General features: G+C 59.5%; 24 protein-coding genes. 16 read left to right on the top strand and 8 right to left on the bottom strand.

Translation table 11 applies throughout. The annotated features are described in order from the left end of the window. Positions 1 to 8: 8 nt before the first annotated feature. From DM826_RS05750 to DM826_RS12815, 5 genes are all read right to left on the bottom strand, one after another. Positions 9 to 1,451 carry an ATP-binding response regulator gene (locus tag DM826_RS05750; protein ID WP_120102440.1) on the bottom strand — a complete coding sequence of 481 codons (1,443 nt, stop codon included), beginning with the start codon at positions 1,449 to 1,451 and terminating at the stop codon, positions 9 to 11. Positions 1,452 to 1,572: 121 nt separating this feature from the next. Next, positions 1,573 to 2,730, bottom strand: a complete 1,158-nt coding sequence (locus tag DM826_RS05745; RefSeq protein WP_120102439.1) for an MFS transporter — start codon at positions 2,728 to 2,730, stop codon at positions 1,573 to 1,575. A gap of 94 nt (positions 2,731 to 2,824) precedes the next feature. Beyond that, positions 2,825 to 3,166 carry a type II toxin-antitoxin system PemK/MazF family toxin gene (locus DM826_RS05740; protein WP_120102438.1) on the bottom strand — a complete coding sequence of 114 codons (342 nt, stop codon included), beginning with the start codon at positions 3,164 to 3,166 and terminating at the stop codon, positions 2,825 to 2,827. After that, positions 3,163 to 3,519 carry a MarR family transcriptional regulator gene (locus tag DM826_RS05735; protein ID WP_120102437.1) on the bottom strand — a complete coding sequence of 119 codons (357 nt, stop codon included), beginning with the start codon at positions 3,517 to 3,519 and terminating at the stop codon, positions 3,163 to 3,165. Before DM826_RS05735 ends, DM826_RS05740 begins: the two co-directional genes overlap by 4 nt. 628 nt (positions 3,520 to 4,147) lie before the next feature. Continuing rightward, positions 4,148 to 5,014, bottom strand: coding sequence for a hypothetical protein (locus DM826_RS12815; RefSeq protein WP_133304643.1), 867 nt, complete (start codon positions 5,012 to 5,014; stop codon positions 4,148 to 4,150). 125 nt (positions 5,015 to 5,139) lie between these two features. Between DM826_RS12815 and DM826_RS05720 the strand changes: the two genes are divergently transcribed. Continuing rightward, a complete protein-coding gene (locus tag DM826_RS05720; RefSeq protein WP_120102435.1) occupies positions 5,140 to 6,861 on the top strand; it encodes a glutamate--tRNA ligase in 1,722 nt (573 codons plus the stop codon). Between the two features lie 8 nt (positions 6,862 to 6,869). Here the strand turns inward: DM826_RS05720 and DM826_RS05715 are convergent, their stop codons facing one another. After that, entirely contained in the window at positions 6,870 to 7,130 is a 261-nt protein-coding gene (locus DM826_RS05715; RefSeq protein ID WP_120083428.1) for a MarR family transcriptional regulator, read from the bottom strand. Positions 7,131 to 7,252: 122 nt separating this feature from the next. On the opposite strand from DM826_RS05715, the gene DM826_RS05710 reads away from it, so the two are divergent. Then, complete coding sequence (locus DM826_RS05710) at positions 7,253 to 7,816, top strand: thioredoxin family protein (protein ID WP_120102434.1); 564 nt, start codon at positions 7,253 to 7,255, stop codon at positions 7,814 to 7,816. Positions 7,817 to 7,832: 16 nt separating this feature from the next. Here DM826_RS05710 and DM826_RS05705 read toward each other — a convergent pair whose 3' ends face one another. Beyond that, positions 7,833 to 8,276 carry an RNA-binding protein gene (locus tag DM826_RS05705; RefSeq protein WP_120102433.1) on the bottom strand — a complete coding sequence of 148 codons (444 nt, stop codon included), beginning with the start codon at positions 8,274 to 8,276 and terminating at the stop codon, positions 7,833 to 7,835. A 204-nt stretch (positions 8,277 to 8,480) separates the two neighbouring features. Here DM826_RS05705 and DM826_RS05700 point away from each other — a divergent pair, with 204 nt between their 5' ends. From DM826_RS05700 to DM826_RS05665, 8 genes are all read left to right on the top strand, one after another. Further along, on the top strand, positions 8,481 to 9,371 hold the full coding sequence (locus tag DM826_RS05700) for an NOP5/NOP56 family protein (protein WP_120102432.1): 891 nt from the start codon (positions 8,481 to 8,483) through the stop codon (positions 9,369 to 9,371). Next, positions 9,368 to 10,000, top strand: coding sequence for a fibrillarin-like rRNA/tRNA 2'-O-methyltransferase (locus DM826_RS05695; RefSeq protein ID WP_120102431.1), 633 nt, complete (start codon positions 9,368 to 9,370; stop codon positions 9,998 to 10,000). Before DM826_RS05700 ends, DM826_RS05695 begins: the two co-directional genes overlap by 4 nt. Positions 10,001 to 10,055: 55 nt before the next feature. Beyond that, entirely contained in the window at positions 10,056 to 11,063 is a 1,008-nt protein-coding gene (locus DM826_RS05690; RefSeq protein ID WP_120102430.1) for a phosphate/phosphite/phosphonate ABC transporter substrate-binding protein, read from the top strand. Between the two features lie 36 nt (positions 11,064 to 11,099). Continuing rightward, positions 11,100 to 11,804: a phosphonate ABC transporter ATP-binding protein gene (locus DM826_RS05685; RefSeq protein ID WP_120102429.1), complete on the top strand. Its 705-nt coding sequence runs from the start codon at positions 11,100 to 11,102 to the stop codon at positions 11,802 to 11,804. Continuing rightward, a complete protein-coding gene (gene phnE / locus DM826_RS05680) occupies positions 11,797 to 12,693 on the top strand; it encodes a phosphonate ABC transporter, permease protein PhnE (RefSeq protein WP_120102428.1) in 897 nt (298 codons plus the stop codon). Before DM826_RS05685 ends, phnE begins: the two co-directional genes overlap by 8 nt. A gap of 71 nt (positions 12,694 to 12,764) precedes the next feature. Then, on the top strand, positions 12,765 to 13,838 hold the full coding sequence (locus DM826_RS05675) for a glutamate--cysteine ligase (RefSeq protein WP_120102427.1): 1,074 nt from the start codon (positions 12,765 to 12,767) through the stop codon (positions 13,836 to 13,838). A 64-nt stretch (positions 13,839 to 13,902) separates the two neighbouring features. Next, entirely contained in the window at positions 13,903 to 14,532 is a 630-nt protein-coding gene (locus DM826_RS05670) for a winged helix-turn-helix domain-containing protein (protein WP_120102426.1), read from the top strand. 24 nt (positions 14,533 to 14,556) lie between these two features. Then, positions 14,557 to 15,042: a phosphopantetheine adenylyltransferase gene (locus DM826_RS05665; protein WP_120102425.1), complete on the top strand. Its 486-nt coding sequence runs from the start codon at positions 14,557 to 14,559 to the stop codon at positions 15,040 to 15,042. 8 nt (positions 15,043 to 15,050) lie between these two features. On the opposite strand, the gene DM826_RS05660 is transcribed toward DM826_RS05665, so the two are convergent. Next, positions 15,051 to 15,359, bottom strand: a complete 309-nt coding sequence (locus DM826_RS05660) for a transcription initiation factor IIB family protein (RefSeq protein ID WP_120102424.1) — start codon at positions 15,357 to 15,359, stop codon at positions 15,051 to 15,053. 57 nt (positions 15,360 to 15,416) lie between these two features. On the opposite strand from DM826_RS05660, the gene DM826_RS05655 reads away from it, so the two are divergent. From DM826_RS05655 to DM826_RS12810, 6 genes are all read left to right on the top strand, one after another. Then, on the top strand, positions 15,417 to 16,142 hold the full coding sequence (locus DM826_RS05655; RefSeq protein ID WP_120102423.1) for a nucleoside phosphorylase: 726 nt from the start codon (positions 15,417 to 15,419) through the stop codon (positions 16,140 to 16,142). An 89-nt stretch (positions 16,143 to 16,231) separates the two neighbouring features. Then, a complete protein-coding gene (locus DM826_RS05650; RefSeq protein ID WP_133304642.1) occupies positions 16,232 to 16,705 on the top strand; it encodes a hypothetical protein in 474 nt (157 codons plus the stop codon). A gap of 135 nt (positions 16,706 to 16,840) precedes the next feature. Further along, complete coding sequence (locus tag DM826_RS05645; protein WP_120102419.1) at positions 16,841 to 17,440, top strand: hypothetical protein; 600 nt, start codon at positions 16,841 to 16,843, stop codon at positions 17,438 to 17,440. 111 nt (positions 17,441 to 17,551) lie between these two features. Continuing rightward, positions 17,552 to 18,085, top strand: coding sequence for a hypothetical protein (locus tag DM826_RS05640; RefSeq protein ID WP_133304641.1), 534 nt, complete (start codon positions 17,552 to 17,554; stop codon positions 18,083 to 18,085). A gap of 64 nt (positions 18,086 to 18,149) precedes the next feature. After that, entirely contained in the window at positions 18,150 to 19,022 is an 873-nt protein-coding gene (locus DM826_RS05635; RefSeq protein ID WP_133304640.1) for a hypothetical protein, read from the top strand. Further along, complete coding sequence (locus DM826_RS12810) at positions 19,022 to 19,909, top strand: hypothetical protein (RefSeq protein ID WP_133304639.1); 888 nt, start codon at positions 19,022 to 19,024, stop codon at positions 19,907 to 19,909. The genes DM826_RS05635 and DM826_RS12810 overlap by 1 nt, the downstream gene beginning before the upstream one ends. Positions 19,910 to 19,932 lie beyond the last annotated feature (23 nt).

Genomic DNA, 19,932 nt, shown 5'->3' with positions numbered 1-19,932 from the left:
TTTGCGGCTTAGATCTGTGCCGTGAGTTCGACGCCGGTGATCTCGAAGCGCGCGCCGCCAGCGGAGCCGTCGGTCGCCTGAATCTCCCAGCCGTGGGCATCGACGATCCGCTTGATGATCGCCAACCCGAACCCGGTGCCCTGTTTGTTGGTTGTATACCCGGTTTCGAAGATCTGTTCTCGCTTCGCCTCGGGGATCGGCTCGCCGTCGTTTTCGACGTAAAAGCCCGCGTCGTCGTCGAGGACACCGACGGTGATCGTGACGTCGCTTCCCCCGTGTTCGATTGCGTTCCGAAACAGATTCTCAAACACTTGGCCCAACCGAATCTTGTCGGCCTCGATGCGGACGTTCGTATCCGATCGCAGGGTGGCGGCCCCCTGGTCGATGTTGCTCCAACTCGATTGGACGATATTGTCGAGGACAACGGGCTCTAGCTCGGTCAGCTCTTGGCCCTCCTGTGCGAGCACAAGGATCTCGCTGATCAGCGTCTCCATCCGGTCGAGCGCGCTGGCGACGGTTTCGAGATAGTCGCTGTCGGCCTCCTCGCGCGCCATCGTAAGGTAGCCGTCGGCGACGCTCAGAGGGTTTCGGAGGTCGTGGGAGACGATTGAGGCGAAGCGTTCGAGCCGCTCGTTTTTTGCGCGGAGTTCGAGTTCACGCTGCTTGCGCTCAGTGATGTCGTGGGTGAAGCCGGCGATCCGAACCACAGCGCCGTCTTCGACGATCGGTTCGGCGTGAGATTCGACCCACGTCCAGTCGTCGTCGCCGGCCTGAATCCGGTACTCAAGCTCTTGGGTCTGTCCCGCCGAGCACCGCTGCATCGCCCGCGTGAGGTCGTCAACATCGTCGGGATGAGTCGCTTCAAGAAACGAGTCTGGGTTCGCAGAGAGGCTGTCGACTGATCGCCCAAACATGGTTTCATATCGGGAGTTAACATACTCCAGTTCCGACCAGTCGGCCGAGAAGATCCACAGCACGTCGTTGGTGTTCTCAGCGAGCTCGTGGAGTTGCTGTTCGGTGCTGGCGGCGACAACCTCGGCGCGTCGCCGATCGACGTGGGTGGCGATCTTGGTGGCCAACAGCGCGTACTGTTCCGTGATTCGCCGTTTGATCACGTAATCGGAGACGCCGGCGGAGATGGCCTCGCTGGCGACGGATTCACTGCCGGTATCGGTAAAAAGGATAAATGGGAGATCGGGATCGACCGCGCGAACCTCCTCAAAGACGTCCAGGCCCGTCATCTCCGGCATCATGTAGTCGCTGATGACGCAGTCGACGGTGCGGTCAGCGACGATGGTCGCAACCTCGTCGGGGTCGGTTGTCCACTCGACGGTAAACCGGTCGCGTTCAGCCCTGAGATTGTCGGTTACCAGCCGAGCGAAATCGGGTTCGTCGTCGACATGAAGAATGTGGATTTCCTCTGTGGGGGTGCTCGATGAAAGATCGGTCATACTGGGCTCGCTTGCTCACTGTGGAATTGCAGTGTTGCAACCGAGTTGAACGACAGGGCACATATCTCTAGGGGATAGGCTCTGGTGAAAACACGGGGAACGGGCGTCAGTCACTTGACAGCTACGCCGGTAGTCGGCCAGCGCGTTCGAGCCCACCGAGCACAATGACCGTCACCACAAGCACGAGTGCCGCGGCGGTGAAGACCGTCCCGTAGGCGAACCCACGTTCGATCAACTCACCAACAACCGAGGAGCCGCCCGATTGGGATAGCATCCAGACGGAACTGAAAACGGCATAGGCACTCCCACGGGACGAATCCGGCAGCGCGGTCAGAATGTAGGCGTCAGTCGCCGGAAACAGCGCGTGGATCACAAAGCCGATCAGCGCGGAGCTGATCGCTAAGGCGACGAGCCCATCGAAGGCAACGACCAACAGCAGGCAGCCGGCAAAGGAGGCGACGATGCCGAGCAACAGCGGTACCGAGGGAAGGTCGTCGGCCAACTCGCCGGCGATGAAGAAGGCGGGGACGCCCGCGGCAAACACGATCGTCAGCATCGTCGAGGCCTCATTCGGTGAGAGCCCCCGGGACTGCATGTACAGCTCATAGAAGTTGAACACGCCCTGCCAGACGAAGACGGCGACGCCGGCCAAACCGAGGGCAGCAAGGATGATCGGCCACTCCGAGCGCGCGCCGGCCAGCAGCGATCGGTCGTCTTCGCCCGCCGCGGGCATCGCTGTCTGCCGGGCAACGATCACCGTAACGATGGTCACGACGGCGGTACCAACAGCAATAGCCCACAGTGCGAACCGCCAGTCGACCCACAGCGAAACGGCGACCAACGGGGCGGCCGCAACAGCAGCAATCTGGGTAGCAGCGCCGTGAATCCCCATCACGCGGCCAACGCGATCCGGGAACAACTCGCTCAACAGCGGGTTCGCCGACACGAAGTAGACGCCGGAGGCGGTGCCCATGAAAAACGCCCCAACCATCAGTTGGCGGACGGTCACCGCCGCGCCGGCCGCGGCGGCCGACAGCGAAAGGATCGTCCCCGAGATGATGACCAGGTAGTGCCGTGGGACTTTGGTGAGCAGCCAGCCCGCCGGCAGCCGCAGCGACGCGCTGCCGACCCACGCGAGTGTCACGATGAGACCAGCGGTCGCCTCGCCGATCCCGAACTCGGCGATAAACACGTCCAACAGCGGCGCAAAGACGATTCTGGCGAGATTGAGGAAGAAGACGAGCCCACACAGCGAGCCGAAGAGGCGTCGGCGACTCACAGCTAGGCTTTGCTCGTGAGGGTTTCAAGCGTTCCGGATGCGGGATACGTCATCGTAGCGGCCAGTCGGAGTTTCGCCACAGAGATAGCTGCTGTCAGCCTTCAGTCGGCGGTTCGAGATAGGTCTCTACCGCGGCAACAACGCGCTGGACGAACGATTCGGTGAGTCGGCCCTGTCGACGGACGAGTGCGGCGTGTTTCGGCGAGGCAACCGTCCACGGGGAGGCGTAGCTCTGGCGTGGCATTCCACCCTCGATCCAGTCGGTGTCGTCGATCGGAATCCCCGCATCGTGTGCGGTCGTCGTCAACGTAACGGTCACGTACTCCTCGTCGCCGAACGGGTGGCGGTCGTTGTTCAGAATGAGCCACGGGCGGGGGTTTTCGACTGATTTGAACGGATCTGGGCCCCAGACAACATCGCCACGCCGGTAGCTCATTCAGGCTCCTCCTCGACAGCGTGTTCCAACCATTCGTCCATCGATTCGCTACCAAAGCGATCGTTTGCGGTTCGCGTACTTTCGGCGAAGCTGGTGTAGGCCGCCACATCGTCGGCCTCACCCAGTGCCCAGTAGGTGCCCCGATGCCGAACGAGCCCGCGGTCTTCGAGCCGCGAGAGGACGACGCTGATGCTCCCGGTTTTGACGCCGGTCGCGTCGCGGATCTCGCTCTGAGTGAATGCTTTGTCCGGATGAGCCGCCAGAAACTCCATGACGCGGTCGGCGTTGGTCTCGCCATCGTGCTGGAGGCGGTCGTCGGGTGCTGATTCGAACGTCTCGATGTCGATTGGCATATGTATTTCTTTGTCATTTTGTGTATTAGATATATTGGTACACGGTAACTATTGATACTTTTCGAAGCGTAGCCACCGAAGCCGGGGTTTGGCGAAAATCAGACCGTAGGTTCAACCCACTGCGTAAGGAATTCTTACACAGAATGAGCACCGAGACCCCCGAATAACAACCGTGACCTCGAAAGGACAGATCACGATCCCGAGTCGATTTCTGGCTTGAACAGGGAACGAAACTGATGGTCGTTCCTACGGAGTACGGCCTCATGTTGAAAAAGGTCGAACTTCCATCCGTCGAGGAGTTTCAGCAGCGGGTTCAACAGCGTGCAGGAGCTGTCGAGCTATCGAGGGACATTGATGGACTGGTTCACGAGGCGCGGAGAGAGGGAATGAGGGTGGTTCTCGATATGGGTACTCGTGTCAAATGTTGTCTCAGATGTATATAGATCCGTTGTGTAGCTTATGAATCGATGTTTTCCATCTAAATGTGACTCACAGAGAGAGGCGAAACACCTAATATGCTTGTCCACGGATAGACAGATATGACTGAACGTTTCAAGCAACTTGCTCAACAGACCATGGAAGAAAATGAAGATAAGTATGTGGTAATGAGCCAAGCTGATCCGGATAATTAAAGCCGGACTTTATTTTTACTTTTTGCTTCTCTTAAAGCTCTTTCAAGCTTAGCTGTTGAACAGGTAGTATGCGCTGTATTCCGAACATCTAAAAACAAATTCCTGAAATATCGATGCCAGTGTGCAAAATACTCATCTTTCTTCCATAAGTCTCGAAGTCCTACCGAATCTAACTGCAATAATCGAATCAATTTTGAGCGTAATATTGTCCGATAGAGTGAGATGTCATCTCCTGGTAGTGGATTATCGTCTATATTGTTATATTTCAAAAGGATTTGTAATAGATACATTCCGGTTCGATGATTCCCATCGGGGAATAGGTGGAGTCCAGTAAATGCACGCATCCAGTGAGCACATTGCGTGAGGAATGGCTCATCAAACGGGAACTCACGAAGAATTCGGTAGATTCGATTTCCACTCACATTCAATATTCTTCTTTTAGTTTTATGTCTGTCATCTAATATAAGACCATACGTTTGCTTCTCGTTTTCCAGCATATCCAAATTAGCTTGCTTAACGCTCCGAGAATCAAATACAGAGATATCTGTTATCCTATCGAAATTCTTATTACTATCTTTCACAACTTCCGAGTAGTCACCGAGAGGGTCAGATCCTTCCTTAATAGTATTTTTGCCAGTATCTGTGATAATATACATCTCTTCTCCAATTTCGCGGACGAGACCCAGACGAACAAAGCGGAAGCAGTCTAGCCTAATGGCACTCTCACGAAGACGATTTTGAGCAATATCTCGTGGCGTGAGAGGTTCATTCTCGTAAAATTCATTCAACACTTGTTGTGGTAAGAGAGATGATCCTGCGGATCTATCGACTGGACGAATCAGATCCGACAATTGCGCGCTCATATACGTTACTGTGAAGAATAACTGAATATAAACTCACCGTGACCTCTATTCTGGAATCGATTCATATCATATTTCGATTGCCCAATCCACGCCGCTTTTGACGAGTCACACGAAAGCAACTCCCAATGGATGACGAACTCCGCGAACGCGTGAAACAGGAAGCCGAGAAGCACGCCCTGTTCAACGCGCTCAAACACGACAGCGAGCCCGACGTGGGCGCGATCATGGGCCCACTGATGGGCGAGAATCCTGATTTCCGTCCTCACGGCGACGAGATCCCGGGCGTTGTCGGGCAGGTCGTCGGCAAGGTAGGAAATCTTGACCGCGAGGCCCGCCGCGAGCGACTCGCCGAACTCGATCCCGACCTCGTCGATGAACTCGACGCTGAGGACGAAGGCGACGACCACACGCTGCCCGATCTGCCGAACGCCGATGAGTACGAGACCGTTCGGTTGCGCGCCGCGCCGAACCCAAACGGCCCGTGGCATCTCGGCCACGCCCGCATGCCCGCGGTCATCGGCACCTACTGCGACCGCTACGACGGCGAGTTCGTCGTCCGCTTCGACGACACCGATCCCGAGACGAAGCGACCGGATCTCTCCGCGTACGACGCGATTCTCGACGATATTTCCTATCTCGGTTTCGAGCCCGACGAGGTGCTTCGCGCGTCGAACCGCGTCGAAACCTACTACGAGTACGCCCGCGAGCTGATCGAGATGGGCGGGGCTTACACCTGCGATCTGCCGGCTGAGGAGTTCTCCGAGCTCAAACGCGAGGGGACGCCCTCGCCGAACCGCGACAAAGACCCCGAAACCGTCCTCGAACAGTTCGAAGGCATGGTAAACGGCGAGTACAGCGCGGGCGAGATGGTGCTCCGCGTCAAAACCGATATCGAACACAAAAATCCCGCACTGCGCGACTGGGTCGCCTTCCGGATGATCGACAGGCCGCATCCTCGGGAGGAAGCCGCCGACTACCGCTGCTGGCCGATGCTCGATTTTCAGTCCGGGATCGACGACCACCTGACCGGCATCACCCACATCATTCGCGGCATCGACCTGCAGGACTCCGCCAAGCGACAGCAGTTCGTCTACGACTACTTCGACTGGGAGTATCCCGAGGTGCTCCACTGGGGGCACGTCCAGATCGACGCCTACGACATCGACATCTCGACCTCAACAATCAAGGAACTCATCGACGCCGGCGACCTCGACGGCTGGGACGACCCACGCGCACCTACCCTCCAATCGATCCGCCGTCGCGGGATTCGCGGCGAGGCGGTCGTCGAGTCGATGATCGGCCTCGGGATGTCGACCTCGGATGTCGATCTCGCCATGTCGTCGATCTACGCCAACAACCGTGATCTCGTCGACGAGGGGGCCAACCGCTACTTCCTCGTCCGCAACGGCGAGCGCGTGCCCGTCGGCGGCGACGAGAAACCGGCTGCCGGCAGCCCACCGCTGCATCCGAACCACGAGGATCGCGGCCGCCGGGAGATCCCCGTCGACGACGCGGTACTCGTCGAGCCGGACGACCTGCCGAACGACGGCGAGCGAATCTGGCTGAAAGGCTACGGCTGCGTGCGGTACGACGACGGCGCGTTCGTCGCCACCGGTGACGATATCGACGCAGTGCGTGAGGAGGGCGTCGACGTGATCCACTGGGTGCCAGCCGACAACACAGTGTCGGTCACAATGCGAACGCCCGACGGCGATCTGACGGGCGAGGCCGAACCAGGCTTTGCTGAGACCGACGTTGATGAGATCATCCAGTTCGAGCGGATCGGCTTCGTTCGGGTCGACGACCACGCCGTCGACGACTCAGTTGTCTACTACGCCCACGACTGAGTCGGCGGTTAGAGGGTCAGCGTGTAGAGCTGTTTTCTGGCATCGCGGAAGGAGACACGGGACTCGACGGCCCCAACATCTTCAAGCCGGCTGACGGCCTGTCGCACCGTTCGAGTCGACAACAGCGTTGCGTCGGCCAGTTGGGTTTGGGTGAGTTGCTCGTGACGGTCTAATTCCTTGGCGACGAGCTTCGCGCTCGGCGGCAGCTCGCGGACGGGCTCCCAGCGATCAGACGATTCCTGTGTACTCGCAGCGACAGTTGCACTCATCGTAGTTGCCGATAACGGATTCTCTATAATAATACTTTCTACTTTGAATATAACTTTTAGACATATTTTGCTGTAGGCCGCATAGCCGTAATGGATTTGCTCGTCGCTCCGCAAGGGTCAGTATGGTACTCAAAGAGTCCGACTCGGAACTCGCCCGCGGCGACACCGCCCCCGATTTTGAGCTTCGTGGCACCGACGGCAACGACTACAGCCCCGACGAGTTCGCCGACAACGACGCCCTGCTGGTCGTCTTTACCTGTAATCACTGTCCGTACGCCCAAGCCAAGTTCGACCACCTCAACGAACTCAGCGACGAATTCGACGATGCTGCAATCGTCGGCATCAACCCCAACGCGAACGCGGAGTATCCGGACGACTCCTACGAGAACATGGTCGAACTCGTCGCCGACGGTACTATCAATTATGACGCCTACCTCTACGACGAGACGCAGAACGTCGCCCGCGAGTACGGCGCGGTCTGTACGCCCGATCCATTCCTCTTCCGCCGTGACGGCGACGACTGGCAACTCGCCTACCACGGCCGCCTTGACGACGCGCTCGACCCCGACTCGGAGCCGACGGAATTCTACGTCGAGGAGGCGATCGAGTCGATTCTCGCCGGCGAGGAGGTTGAGCATCCGGATCGACCCTCTCGGGGCTGTTCAATCAAGTGGCGCGAAGAATAACTACCCGGCGTCGTCGTTACTCATCAGCGTCGCCACCGGCCAGCTCGATTGCTTCGCGAGCGTTGGCTACCGCTTTCTCGTGTTTGGCCGGGTAGGCCTCGACTTTCGCCCGCAGCGTGATCCCCTCGCCCAACCGAACGAGGCCATTGAACGCGGCCTGCTTGTCGAGCCGAAGGAAAAACGAGCAGTTGTCGTCGACGCGCTCGTCGAGTTCCTCCAGCACGCGGTCGATAGAATCGAGTGCGGCCAACTGATCGAGGACGACCCGCATCCCGTCGGCGGTTTCGACCCGCGCCGAGAGGATGACGATCCGGTCGCCGTGGTGGCCCGTGTTCTCGACGCGGTCGATCTCGAACTCCTCGGGGAGGAACTGCTGCAAGGCCTCCTCGACCCGCTTTTCGTCCTCGGTCGCATAACAGAACGTTCGCAGATCGATATAGTGAAACGGGACTCGGGGCATGGTGATCCTTCGAGAGCGGCCGGAAAAAGGACACTCATCCGGCGCGAGGAGCGATTCCGGTTGAGCCGAAACGGATTCGCAGTAGCTTCTCCGACAGTTATTGTCTCGGTAGACGTTACACGTAACGCTTAGCGATACAGGTTGCAATAACGATTCCACCACAATACCGGGCTAAATATACGAATCCCTGCGTTCGTATGAGATATGACTCCCAACACCGCTGATTCAGGGTGGTTTGAATCAGTTGACAGCGGTGATCTCACCGGCGCGGCCGACGCTATTGCGCACGGCTCCGCCAATGCACCATCTGAGTGGCCTGCACAAGCTATCGACGCCGGGTTCGCCGACGACACCGACGACTACTACGCCACACTGCGGGACGCCACCATCGAGGCAGCCCGCGAGGCCGTCGCCGAGCGCCAGCAAGCCGACGACCAGCAACTCCTCCACGCCGTTCGCGCGATGGACGACGCCACCCGGACAGCCAACGAACTCGCCGAACGATGCCACGAGTGGGCGGCCACGCAGTTCGACGACATCGACAGCGGCATCGACGGAGCCCGCGATGTCGCCAGCCGCGAGCCAACCGACCCGCTCGAGGAACGCGTCGTCTCGCTGGCCGAGCGAATTGACGATCTCGCAACCGAGGCTGAGGAACTCCGCGACTTCATCGAGCGACTCGCCCCTGATGTCGCCCCCAACCTCGCCGAGATGGCTGGCCCCGTGCTCGCGGCGCGGCTCATCTCGCTGGCCGGCGGCCTCGACGCGCTGGCCAAAAAACCCAGCGGCACCGTGCAAGTCCTCGGCGCGGAGGACGCACTGTTCGCCCATCTGGCTGGCCGTGGCCCTTCGCCAAAACACGGGATCATCTACACCCACCCCGCGGTCAACGGCATCCGCCCAGAGGATCGCGGCTCGGCCGCTCGCGCACTTGCCGGCAAGCTCTCCATCGCGGCTCGAATCGACCACTACAGCGGCGACTTCCGGCCGGAAATCCACGACGAACTCGACGACCGGATGGCGACGATCCGCGCGCGAGCAGGCGATGGCGACGGCGGCGGCAACGTCGACGGCGACACGGAGGCGGGCCAATGACCGACCTCCCCGACGGCATCCAGCGACGCGAATTCGACGGCCGAACGCGGCTGGCGACGCGCGGCGAACCAGTATACGGCGAGCCGACTGACGGCGAGTGGCGGTGTTGGGATGCCGGCCGCTCGAAACTCGGCGCGATGCTCGAAAGCGGGATGGAAGTCGATCTCACCGGCGGTGAGGGTGTGCTGTATCTCGGCGCGGCCAGCGGGACGACCGTCAGCCACGTCGCCGACTTCGCGGGGCCGACCTACGCCGTCGAGTTCGCGCCGCGCCCGATGGGTGACCTGCTCGACGTGGCCGAGGCCCGCCACAACCTCTTTCCGCTGCTCAAAGACGCCCGCAAGCCAGAGGCCTACAGCCACGTCGTCGAGAGCAATCTCGAGGTGCTCGTCCAAGATGTCGCCACCCGCGGGCAGGCGAGCGTCGCCGTCGACAACGCTCGGTTTCTCGCCGACGACGGCCAGCTCCTGTTGGCGATCAAGGCCCGCAGCGAGGACGTAACCGCCGACCCAGAGACCGTCTTCGATTCGGTTTGCGAGGAGTTGACCGAGGCCTACGAGATTATCGACCGCCAGCGGCTCGAACCCTCTCACGACGACCATCTCGGCGTCGTTGCTCGCAAGCGATAGCCGACAGTCGGGGGTGATTCGAGGGTGTTATCCCTCAGTAATCAGTACGCTGGGTATGGACAGACGGACGTTCCTGCAGGCGGTTGGGAGCACAAGCGCGGTGGCAGTCGCCGGCTGTACCGGCGAGAGCGAAAGCGACACCCCTGAGACGGTCGGCGAGTGGGCCAGCGATGGCACCATCGAGTTCGGTCTGCCGCCGTTCCAGGATGCCGAACAGCTCAACGAACAGTACGCACCGGTCTTCGAGTGGCTTGCCGACGGCTTCGACGGCGTCGACACCGTCAAAGGCGTCCAGACGACGAGCTACAGCGCGACCGTCGAAAGCGTCGTCAACGGCCACACCGAGATGGCGAATCTCTCGCCGATCATCGCCGTGTTGGCCCGTGAGGACGGCGTCAACCCGCTCGTGATCAACTGGTCACACGGCGCGGAGCACTACTTCTCCTACATCGCGACCCACGCTGAGTCGGACATCGAAACCCTCGAAGACATCGCTGGCTCGACGATTGCAATGGTCGACCCGCTGTCGAGCAGCGGCGGGCTCTTCCCCCGATATATGCTCGCACAGGCCGGTCTCGACGCCGGCACCGTGAACTCCCCGCCGGAAGATTTCGACATCCAGTGGGCCGGCGGCCACGACGCCTCGCTGGCAGCACTCCAGAACGGCCACGTCGACGCGGCGGCCTACGGCGATTTCCAGCATCCCGACGACGACAGCATCGTCAAAGTCGCCGAAAGCGACCCCATCCCGTTCGATCCGCTCGTCGCCAAACCCGACACCCCGGATGCGATCCAGCAGGCACTGATCGAACGGCTCCTCAACACGCCCGAATCGGCTCTCGAAGCCCACCGGATCGACCGCTTCGGCGAGATCGCCGAGGGCACCTACGACCCTGTTCGCGGCGTCGCCGAGGAGATGGGTGTCGAGATCGAGACGCTCGACCCCGAGAGTGAGTCCGAAGACGACAGCACAACGAACAGCACCAGCGAAACCAACGAGTCGACCACAAACGTGTCGACCAGCACCAACGAATCAACCACGACCAACGAGAGCGACACGTAACCGCGCTTCACAGGATCGGCGATCAACTACCACACCATGCTTGATATCGAGGGCCTCACCCGACACTACGGGACTGAAACCGCAGTCGATGGGCTCTCGACACGGCTGGCTCGCGGCGAGCTCACCGTTCTCATCGGTCGCTCCGGGGCGGGCAAGACGACGTTGTTACGGTGTCTCAACGGGTTGGAACAGCCGGATACGGGGACGATCAACGTCGACGACGCACCGCTTGCGGCGACCGATGCCGCCCTTGTCTTTCAGGCGGGCGCGCTCGTCGACGGGAAATCCGCGGTCGAAAACGTTCTTGACGGCGCGCTCAGCCGCGAACCCGCGTGGCGTGAGCTGATCGGCTGGCACTCGCCGGACGAGAAGCGCGTCGCCATCGAACGCCTCCACGACGTAGGGCTGGCAGGCTACGCCGACCGACCGGTTGAGGCCCTTTCTGGCGGCCAGCAGCAGCGAGTCGGGATCGCTCGCGCACTCCAACAGCAGCCGGACGTGCTGTTGGCAGATGAGCCAGTCGCGTCGCTCGACCCCGAAACCGGGCGGTCGGTGCTGGCGGTACTGGCCCGTGCCGTCAGCGAACACGACCTGTTCGGCTTGGTGAGCCTCCACCAGCCAGAATTAGCGGATACCGTTGCCGGCCACTATCTTGGGATGGCCGACGGACGATTAGTGCTTGATCGGCCGGCTGCTGAGGTTGACAGCGACGACATCGAGGGGGTGTACGCCAATGGGTGACCGGGCCGCGAGCGATAGCGGCGGACACACAGCAGCCAGCGACGACTCGCTGAGCGTCGATACCGAGTTTCAGCAGCACCAACAGCGGTGGCGACGCCGGTTCGGCGGCCGGGTCACCATCGCCGTCGGCTTCGTGGTGAGCGTCGCCGTCGCCGCATGGTGGCTGGGCTTCGATCTCGGCTATCTCTACGCCCACCGAATGAATCTGTGGTCGGTGCTGATCGAAGAAATGCTCGTACCGCGGGCACTGTGGGCGCAACTGCAGGGCGACGCTGGGATGTTGGTGCCGGCCGCGGCCGAAACGATTGCTATCGCCGCCGTCGGCACCGCACTCGGCCTGCCGGTCGCGCTCGTTTTCGGAACGCTTGCGGCGAACACCGTAACGCCGCGGCGGATCCACACGCCGGTTCGCTTGCTGCTCGGGGGCATCCGCGCCGTCCCGAGTATGGTCTACGCGCTGTTGTTCGTCATCCTCGCTGGGCTTGGCCCCGTTGCCGGCGCGTTGGCGATCGCCGTCGGAACGATCGGCGATCTCGGACGGCTGTTCGCCGACGAGATGGAGGAGATCGACGAGCGACCCGTTGAGGCCGTCCAGTCGACCGGCGCGGGCGCGGTAGCGACGACAGCCGCCGCTCGACTCCCACAGGTGACGACCGCCTACATCGCCTGGACGCTCTTCTATCTGGAAATTAACGCCCGGAAGAGTTCGGTGCTCGGCATCGTCGGCGCGGGCGGGCTCGGGTTCCCGCTGATCATGGCGTTCCGGGCGCGCAACTACACCCGCGTGATGGCCGTCATCGTCGCTATTCTCGTGCTGATCGTAGGCGTCGAAACCGCGGCCAATCGGCTGCGGGGACGGCTCGGCTCCGAGCGGCGGGTCGACCAGTAAGGAGACCAACAATCGGCAGCGGGTCGCCGGCTTCAGGAGGTATTTAGGAGTCGGTTGCATACGGCAGGCTGATGGAGACAGGCTCGGCGGACGTATTCAGCCAGTCGGGGACGATCGGTATTGAGGAGGAGTTTTTCATCGTCAACGAGGCCGGTCGCCCGGTGTCGGGCATCCAAGAGCTGATCTACGATTCCGAGCCGCCAGCAGCGCTTCAGGGCCGACTCGACCACGAGCTGTTTCAGTTCACGATCGAGACCCAAACGCCGATTATCGAATCACCGAGTGAGGCGGACGCGGCGTTGACGACGATCCGTGAGGCGCTGACGGATCACGCCGAGACCCACGGCTTTCGGATCGCCGCCGCCGGGTTGCATCCGGCCGCGAAATGGCGCGAGCAGGAACACGCGACCAAACCCAGGTATCAAGCCCAACTGGAGCGGATTCAGTACCCCCAACATCGCAATACGACATCCGGCCTCCATATTCATATCGGGGTTGACGATGCCGACGCAGCCGTGTGGATCGCAAACGAGCTACGATGGTATCTTCCGCCGCTGCTCGCGCTGTCGGCGAACTCGCCGTACTGGAACGGGTTTGATACCGGGCTAGCCTCAGCGCGGGCGAAGATCTTCGAGAACCTCCCAAACACCGGAATCCCGGGCCGTTTCGAGGATTTCGAGGCGTACGATCAGTATGAGCGGCGGATGGTCGAGCAGGGATCGATCAACGACCGCGGGGAACTCTGGTTCGATGTCCGCCCCCACACCGGCCACGGCACTGTCGAGATCCGGGCTCCCGACGCCCAGTCAGATCCGGATGTCGTCCTCGCGTTCGTCGAATACATCCACGCGCTCGTCGAGGATCTCACAGCACGCTACGAGGACGGCGAGCCGTCCCCAGCGTTGCGCCGAGAACTCCTCGATGAAAACAAGTGGCGGGCGATTCGGCACGGCCACGAAGCGAGTTTCATCACCCGCGACGGTGAGGGAACCATCGGTCTCGCCGAGGTCGTCGACCAGGAGTGTGACCGCCTCGGTGTCGACGGGCTCCGGGCCGTCTTCGAGCGTGAAAGCGGCAGCCAGCGACAGCGACGACTGATGGAGGAAGAAGGAATGGACGCGCTGTGTGCCGATCTCCGTCTGTGAGATTTCGTCGTTTTGACGACGACACGAACCCTTTTGTTGGCTCAGACCCAACACAATAGTAGCTATGAGCGACGAGACAGATATCAACGACGACAGCAACGACGACACAGAAAGCGAAAGCATCGGCGACGACATAACGGAGCCAGCAGCCGACAACGAGGGGCCGCGGGCTGAACTCCGAAAGACGAAAGAACGGCTCGAAGCCGAGGCCGACCGGGCGGTCTCGGAGTTCGACGAGGGGATCGTTGATCTGTTGGCGTGGTTGTTAGATACGGAGACCCGCGCGCGGATCTATGTCTATCTCCGCCAACACCCCCACAGCACGAGCGACGAGATCGCCGAGGGGACAGGCTTGTACCCGAGTACCGTCCGAGAGGCACTGGCCGATCTTCACGACGAGGACGCCCTCAAACGCCGAAAACGCGACAGCGACGGTGCGGGCAACAACCCCTACGAATACAAGGCGATCGCCCCAAGCAGCCTCGTTCGCGGCGTCGTCGGCGAGGTACAGGAGGAGCTCAATACCGTTTTCACACTAGAATCCGGCGACGCGGAGGCCACAACCGACGATGGCCCGGTCACGATCACGATCGACAGCCCAGACGACGCTGAAAGCGATGCTGCTACCGATGACGATGATGCCGACGATGCAGACACCGATAGCAGCGACGACGCCGAGAGAGAGGACGTTTAAGTCTACACGCCTGCAGGCGGTGGTATGAACGTGGCTTTGGGCGGGACGTTTGATCCCGTCCACGACGGCCATCACGCGTTGTTCGAGCGGGCGTTCTCGCTGGGCGATGTGACTGTCGGGCTGACCTCGGATTCCCTCGCGCCGAAAACCAGAGCCGTCGATCGACCGGTTCGGGACTACGAGACACGAAAGGCCGCACTTGCCGACGAACTCGAACCACTGGCGGCCGCCCACGACCGCGAGTTCGATATACGCACCCTCCATGAGCCGACCGGGATCGCCACCGAACCACGGTTCGATGCCCTCGTTGTTTCACCGGAAACCGTCGACGGAGCCGAGCGAATCAACGAACTGCGCGTTGAGGATGGGCTTGACCCGCTCCAGATTGAGGTTGTCGACCACGTGATGGCCGAGGATGGCGACCGGATCTCCTCAACACGGATCTTGAACGGTGAGATTGACCGCCACGGCAATCTGACGCCGGCAGCAAGTGGGCGGCAGTCCGAGTAAAATCCTCGCTACCACGTCGGAGCCTGAAACCCAGCGGACTCCAGCAGCGATTTCCACCGTGAGTGGACGCTGAGCCGGGAGACATCCATCGCGTCGGCGACAGCCTGCTGAGAGCGTTCCTCACCGGCGATGAGCGCGCCGGCGTACAAGCTTGCAGCGGCGACCGCCGGCTTCGAGCGGTCGTCGTCTGGGATGTGCGATAAAAAGAGGTCGCCCGCGGTGGTACGGCCCGCGTGCCCGATATCGAGCTCGTCGGCCGCCGACTCGATGCGGTCGAGCCACGGCTGGTTTTCGACCTGTTCGCGCGCACTGTACATATCTGCTGGTTGGGGGCTACACAACAAAGCTTTGCCCCCTGGTGGGCAACCGCCGGTATGGCGACCCAGCCGCATCTCTTGGTCGAACCGGGCGACTGCCACGATATCGCACTCATCCCCGGCGATCCGGGCCGCGTCGATCGCATCGCCGAGCAGTGTACAAACGTCGAGCCGGTTGCGGAAAACCGCGAGTACAAGCTCGTAAACGCTGAGTATGAGGACACACCGGTGACGATCTGCTCGACAGGGATCGGCTGTCCCTCCGCCGCCATCGCTATCGAGGAGCTCAACGCGGTCGGCGTCGAGACCGTCATCCGCTGTGGGACGACCGGCGCACTCCAGTCCGATATCGAGATCGGCGATATGGTCGTTGCCACCGCGGCAGCCAAGGAAGAAGGCACAACGAAACGCTATGAGTCGGCTGTCTACCCGGCCGCGCCGGACTATGCTGTCCTGAGCGCGCTCGTTGACACCGCCGAAGCAAACGACGAGGACGTCCACATTGGGCCGATCGTCTCCGACGACGCTTTCTACGCCGAAAACGAGGAGTATGTCGACGATTGGGAAGCGGCGAATCTGCTGGCAATCGAGATGGAGGCTGCCGCCGTCTTCTCACTGGCCCGCCGGAAGGGGATGCGGGCTGGGGCGATCTGTACGGTCGACGGCAACCTTGTCGAAGGCACCCAGAAGGGAGCCGACGGCGACGAGGAGCTCCCACCAAAAGCGCGAAACAACGTTGAACGCGCGATCACGATCACGCTAGAGGCCGCTGCGAGTCTGTGAGCATTGGGACTCGATCACAGATGTGACCAGCTGTGAAAAAAACCACACCAACCGGAGTGCTTAGGCTGTCGGGTGGCGTTACGGGCGGTATGATACCTACCCGGCGGCAGTTCGGTGCGACGACAGTGGGGGTAACCGTTGGGATGGCCGGCTGTCTCACCGGCGAGCCGGGAACCGGATTCGGGGGCGATGAGGGAACCGACGACTCCGACACCGACGACGACAGCGACACTGAACGCTCGGCGACGACCCAGCAGTTAGTCGATAATCTCGATGAGCGTGGCCTGACCGTCCAGTCGACGACAACGACCGATGCGGCGATCAAACTTACTGTACAGACGACCGGCGACACCGACAGCGACATCCAAATTGCCGCCAGTGCGTTTGCGACATTACTCAACAGCGAGCCAGCTGTCGACCGCGACCTGCGGGTGCGCGTCGAGGATCGCGGCCTCGACCAAGGCCGGTTCCGGATCGAGGCCGCGTGGGCCCGGCAGTTCCTCAGCGACGACCTCAGTGACAACGAGTATCTCGCGGTAATTGCTGACACATGGCGTGAATAGGCAATTTTTGTGAATCGCATGAATCCGTCGACTTCAGGCACTGCCTGCGCCCCACTCAGGCGGTGCCAGTCGATGGTCAGGCACGGCCAGCCGGCACATCAGGCAGCGTAATACAAAGCCTATGGGTCGCCTACTATGAAGTACACCATGAGACTAACACGACGCAACGCACTCATCGGACTCGGCACGGTCGCGGCAGGCGCGGGCGTAATCGGCGGCACAGGCGCGTTCACATCTGTCCAAGCAGACCGATCTGTGAGTGTTACTACGACTGGTGACAGCGACGCAGCACTCCAGATTTCACCCGCAACCGACGGTGCTACCCCTAGTGAGGGAAACCTCACTGTGAATGCGGATGAATACACGAATGCCACTGGTGTAAATACACTAGACGGGGATACACTTTCGATCTCACTTGATTCGGTGAATCTTGACGCCGAGACACGGATAGAGGATCTCTTCGTAGTCGTCAATAACGGGCCGCAAGCTGTTAATCTTGACTTCCAAATCGCAGGAAGTAGCTTCAGCGATCTCGTAGGTACCGATGGCTCCATTAGCCTCACTGTGAGCGGAGACAGCGACTACGAGCTTGCGACCGATAGTTGGGTTCCGGGAACAGCTATCTCGTTGGGCCAAGGAGGCGCTAGCCCAGCGTTCGGACTCGAACTTGATATCCCAGAAGCTACCAATCAGGACACATTCGATCTTGAGTTGGTCATCAGAGCACAAGCCTAGTATCAGTCATAGTTTGACTGAGATAACCGCTGAGGGTTATCCAACAAAACTCTGATTTTTACACTTGACCAACAAAGAGTCACAGCGCAGCAACACACCGAGGTACCATACATGCAACTCACACGACGAAACATGATCATTGGACTGGGAACGCTCGCCGCGGGTGCCGGCGTTATCGGCGGTAGCGGCGCATTCGACTCAGTTGAGGCTGACCGCTCAGTCGAAATTAGTGTTGCTGGCGACGCTAGTGCGCTCCTCAAACTCGACGCCACGAATAGCACGGTCGCCCAGATGAAGAATGGTATCATTTATTTCCAGTTGAATGAGGAATTGGGCGAAAGTGCTTCGGTCAACGACAATGCAACCACAAAGTTCAAAAATGCATTTAAAATCACAAACAATGGGCCAGATCAGACCGTCAGTGTGAGAGTTATCACTCCTGAAAACCTAAACGGACTCAGATTCATCCTCTCTGACGAGCGAGATGCTGCGAATCCAACGGACTTGACAGTAGATAGCGTCAATTTAGCGCAGGGGGAATCAGAGTCAGTAGATCTGTGGATTATGACTGGCACAGACGGGTACGAAGAACCAGCGGCAGATGAAGCCCATCAAATCACAATTCGAGCTGCGGCTGTCGAATAAAGATTGACCATCCAGACAACGTAATACTTCCAGCAAATAACCACAACAAAACCAGGACAAAACTATGCCACGTATGAACCGCCGGCGGACACTGATCGGGATCGCCACGCTGGTATTCGGGGCCAGCGGATTCGTCGCCAGCGGTGCGTTCACAACGGGGTCACAGGGCAGCCTTGGTGCTGGGTGGGTACAGGTCGCTGGAACGAACGAAGCAGTGAGCTTCGCGTCGCCACAGCAATTGGATGGATTAGAAGGAAGTGACGGTAGCGGTGAAGAAGAGTCCGGTAGTGAAGGGACGAGCGATACCGGCGGTGACGGAACAGATGGAGATGAAACCACCAGTGTCGATGACGGGACAAACACCGACGACGGAACTGGCGGTGGCGATGACGGAGGAACCAGTGAAGATGATGAGGTATCCATCCGTGTGCAGGTCGTCACTGATCCGGACAACAACGACAACGCAGTCAACGGCAGCGGTACGGCCACGTGGAATGGAACGGTCGTCCCATCCAATGTGGTTCGTGGGACTGAAGATGGGTTCTTCCGCGGCATGAGAGCTCCCAATACCAATATGAATGCCACATCAATAGTTGGTCGATTACAAGACGGCTATCCAAACGGTGATGCTGCATTCATCATTGCCAATGTTGGGCCAGACGAAAGCGGGGCCCCCACCGGGTCAGTGAGCGTGAACGCGACACTGTTAGCTGACGAGGACGTGCTGGAAACCGAACAACTTCGGTTCCCATACAGAGTTGTCGACGGTAGCGGGACGACAGTTTCTCGTGGCGAGAATCTGTTTGCTGCCGGCGGTGTCACGCTGGCCGATGGCCACGTCATCGAGGTTGTGATCGTCATCGACACCAACTCCGGTTCGGATGAGCTCGAACAGCTTGATACCATCCGGTTCACCGCATCAGAGGTGGGAAGCTAATGGCTCGTGGACGCGGTGGCAGCGGTGGACTCAGCCGTCGAGCAGCGTTAGCCCTGATCAGTGGCGGCGGACTGTTAGGAATTAGTTCCACTGGCGCGTTCGATCAGGTTGGGGCTGACCGAGCTTTTGATATCTCAGTTGATGACAACGACGCCTTACTTGGCGTAACACTGTTAGAAGAGTCATTCGAAGTATCGGAGGGTGCAGAAATAAGGCGTGATCTGTTGAAAATAGAAAACCGATCCTCAGATAGCACAGAATCTTCCGAAGATTCAAAAATAGAGTTCAATTCGGTTAAAATAGAAGCGCCAGATTACAATAGATACGTATATTTGGGAATCAATACTGAAAAACTAGATGGCGGCCTGGCTCCAGAAACTTCGGTAACCATCCCGAGTACAATATCAGGAAAAAAGAGTACAACTTCATCGATACCGATCAAGTTGACTATTACCGCTAGTAGCGACGAGGAAGGAATTGTTATCGAAACCACCCGAACGGTGTATATTAGCGTAGCTGCTTCTGGCTACGAGCCTGGAACCTGTCCCGTTACGTTTACTGACTCCAATGCAATAAAAGGAGAAAATGTCAGTAAGAGTGTAGAAAACGAGAACGTTGATGGCGATATCGAATCAAACAGCAAACTTACAATCAGAGCAAAGGGTGACGGTAGCACAGTCAGCATCAAAGGTAACGTAAGTAGTAGTAAGAAAATAGATATCAAAGCACAAGGCGGTACTATCACAATCGGGGGAGATGTTAACTCTGATAAGGTCTCAATCAAAGCACTTCAGGGTGGATCTGTTACTATATGTGGCACGATATCAGATAAAAACCCCAATATCACTAAGAACCAAAATGGTAGCGTGAGTATCAATGGAAACTAAAGATATAGTATCAAATAGGCTCA

Origin of the sequence: Halonotius aquaticus, from assembly GCF_003605575.1 — an archaeon.
GTDB lineage: Archaea > Halobacteriota > Halobacteria > Halobacteriales > Haloferacaceae > Halonotius > Halonotius aquaticus.
This window is presented reverse-complemented; position numbering and strand designations above follow the sequence as displayed.

Bases quoted from the DNA above. Each gene is read 5' to 3' on its own strand.
- DM826_RS05695 (WP_120102431.1), top strand. From the start codon at position 9,368: ATGACCGACCTCCCCGACGGCATCCAGCGACGCGAATTCGACGGCCGA.
- DM826_RS05720 (WP_120102435.1), top strand. From the start codon at position 5,140: ATGGATGACGAACTCCGCGAACGCGTGAAACAGGAAGCCGAGAAGCAC.
- DM826_RS05685 (WP_120102429.1), top strand. From the start codon at position 11,100: ATGCTTGATATCGAGGGCCTCACCCGACACTACGGGACTGAAACCGCA.
- DM826_RS12815 (WP_133304643.1), bottom strand. From the start codon at position 5,014: ATGAGCGCGCAATTGTCGGATCTGATTCGTCCAGTCGATAGATCCGCA.
- DM826_RS05640 (WP_133304641.1), top strand. From the start codon at position 17,552: ATGCAACTCACACGACGAAACATGATCATTGGACTGGGAACGCTCGCC.
- DM826_RS05750 (WP_120102440.1), bottom strand. From the start codon at position 1,451: ATGACCGATCTTTCATCGAGCACCCCCACAGAGGAAATCCACATTCTT.
- DM826_RS05645 (WP_120102419.1), top strand. From the start codon at position 16,841: ATGAAGTACACCATGAGACTAACACGACGCAACGCACTCATCGGACTC.
- DM826_RS05710 (WP_120102434.1), top strand. From the start codon at position 7,253: ATGGTACTCAAAGAGTCCGACTCGGAACTCGCCCGCGGCGACACCGCC.
- DM826_RS05705 (WP_120102433.1), bottom strand. From the start codon at position 8,276: ATGCCCCGAGTCCCGTTTCACTATATCGATCTGCGAACGTTCTGTTAT.
- DM826_RS05735 (WP_120102437.1), bottom strand. From the start codon at position 3,519: ATGCCAATCGACATCGAGACGTTCGAATCAGCACCCGACGACCGCCTC.
- DM826_RS05675 (WP_120102427.1), top strand. From the start codon at position 12,765: ATGGAGACAGGCTCGGCGGACGTATTCAGCCAGTCGGGGACGATCGGT.
- phnE (WP_120102428.1), top strand. From the start codon at position 11,797: ATGGGTGACCGGGCCGCGAGCGATAGCGGCGGACACACAGCAGCCAGC.
- DM826_RS05655 (WP_120102423.1), top strand. From the start codon at position 15,417: ATGGCGACCCAGCCGCATCTCTTGGTCGAACCGGGCGACTGCCACGAT.
- DM826_RS12810 (WP_133304639.1), top strand. From the start codon at position 19,022: ATGGCTCGTGGACGCGGTGGCAGCGGTGGACTCAGCCGTCGAGCAGCG.
- DM826_RS05650 (WP_133304642.1), top strand. From the start codon at position 16,232: ATGATACCTACCCGGCGGCAGTTCGGTGCGACGACAGTGGGGGTAACC.
- DM826_RS05700 (WP_120102432.1), top strand. From the start codon at position 8,481: ATGACTCCCAACACCGCTGATTCAGGGTGGTTTGAATCAGTTGACAGC.
- DM826_RS05665 (WP_120102425.1), top strand. From the start codon at position 14,557: ATGAACGTGGCTTTGGGCGGGACGTTTGATCCCGTCCACGACGGCCAT.
- DM826_RS05670 (WP_120102426.1), top strand. From the start codon at position 13,903: ATGAGCGACGAGACAGATATCAACGACGACAGCAACGACGACACAGAA.
- DM826_RS05635 (WP_133304640.1), top strand. From the start codon at position 18,150: ATGCCACGTATGAACCGCCGGCGGACACTGATCGGGATCGCCACGCTG.
- DM826_RS05660 (WP_120102424.1), bottom strand. From the start codon at position 15,359: ATGTACAGTGCGCGCGAACAGGTCGAAAACCAGCCGTGGCTCGACCGC.
- DM826_RS05690 (WP_120102430.1), top strand. From the start codon at position 10,056: ATGGACAGACGGACGTTCCTGCAGGCGGTTGGGAGCACAAGCGCGGTG.
- DM826_RS05740 (WP_120102438.1), bottom strand. From the start codon at position 3,166: ATGAGCTACCGGCGTGGCGATGTTGTCTGGGGCCCAGATCCGTTCAAA.
- DM826_RS05715 (WP_120083428.1), bottom strand. From the start codon at position 7,130: ATGAGTGCAACTGTCGCTGCGAGTACACAGGAATCGTCTGATCGCTGG.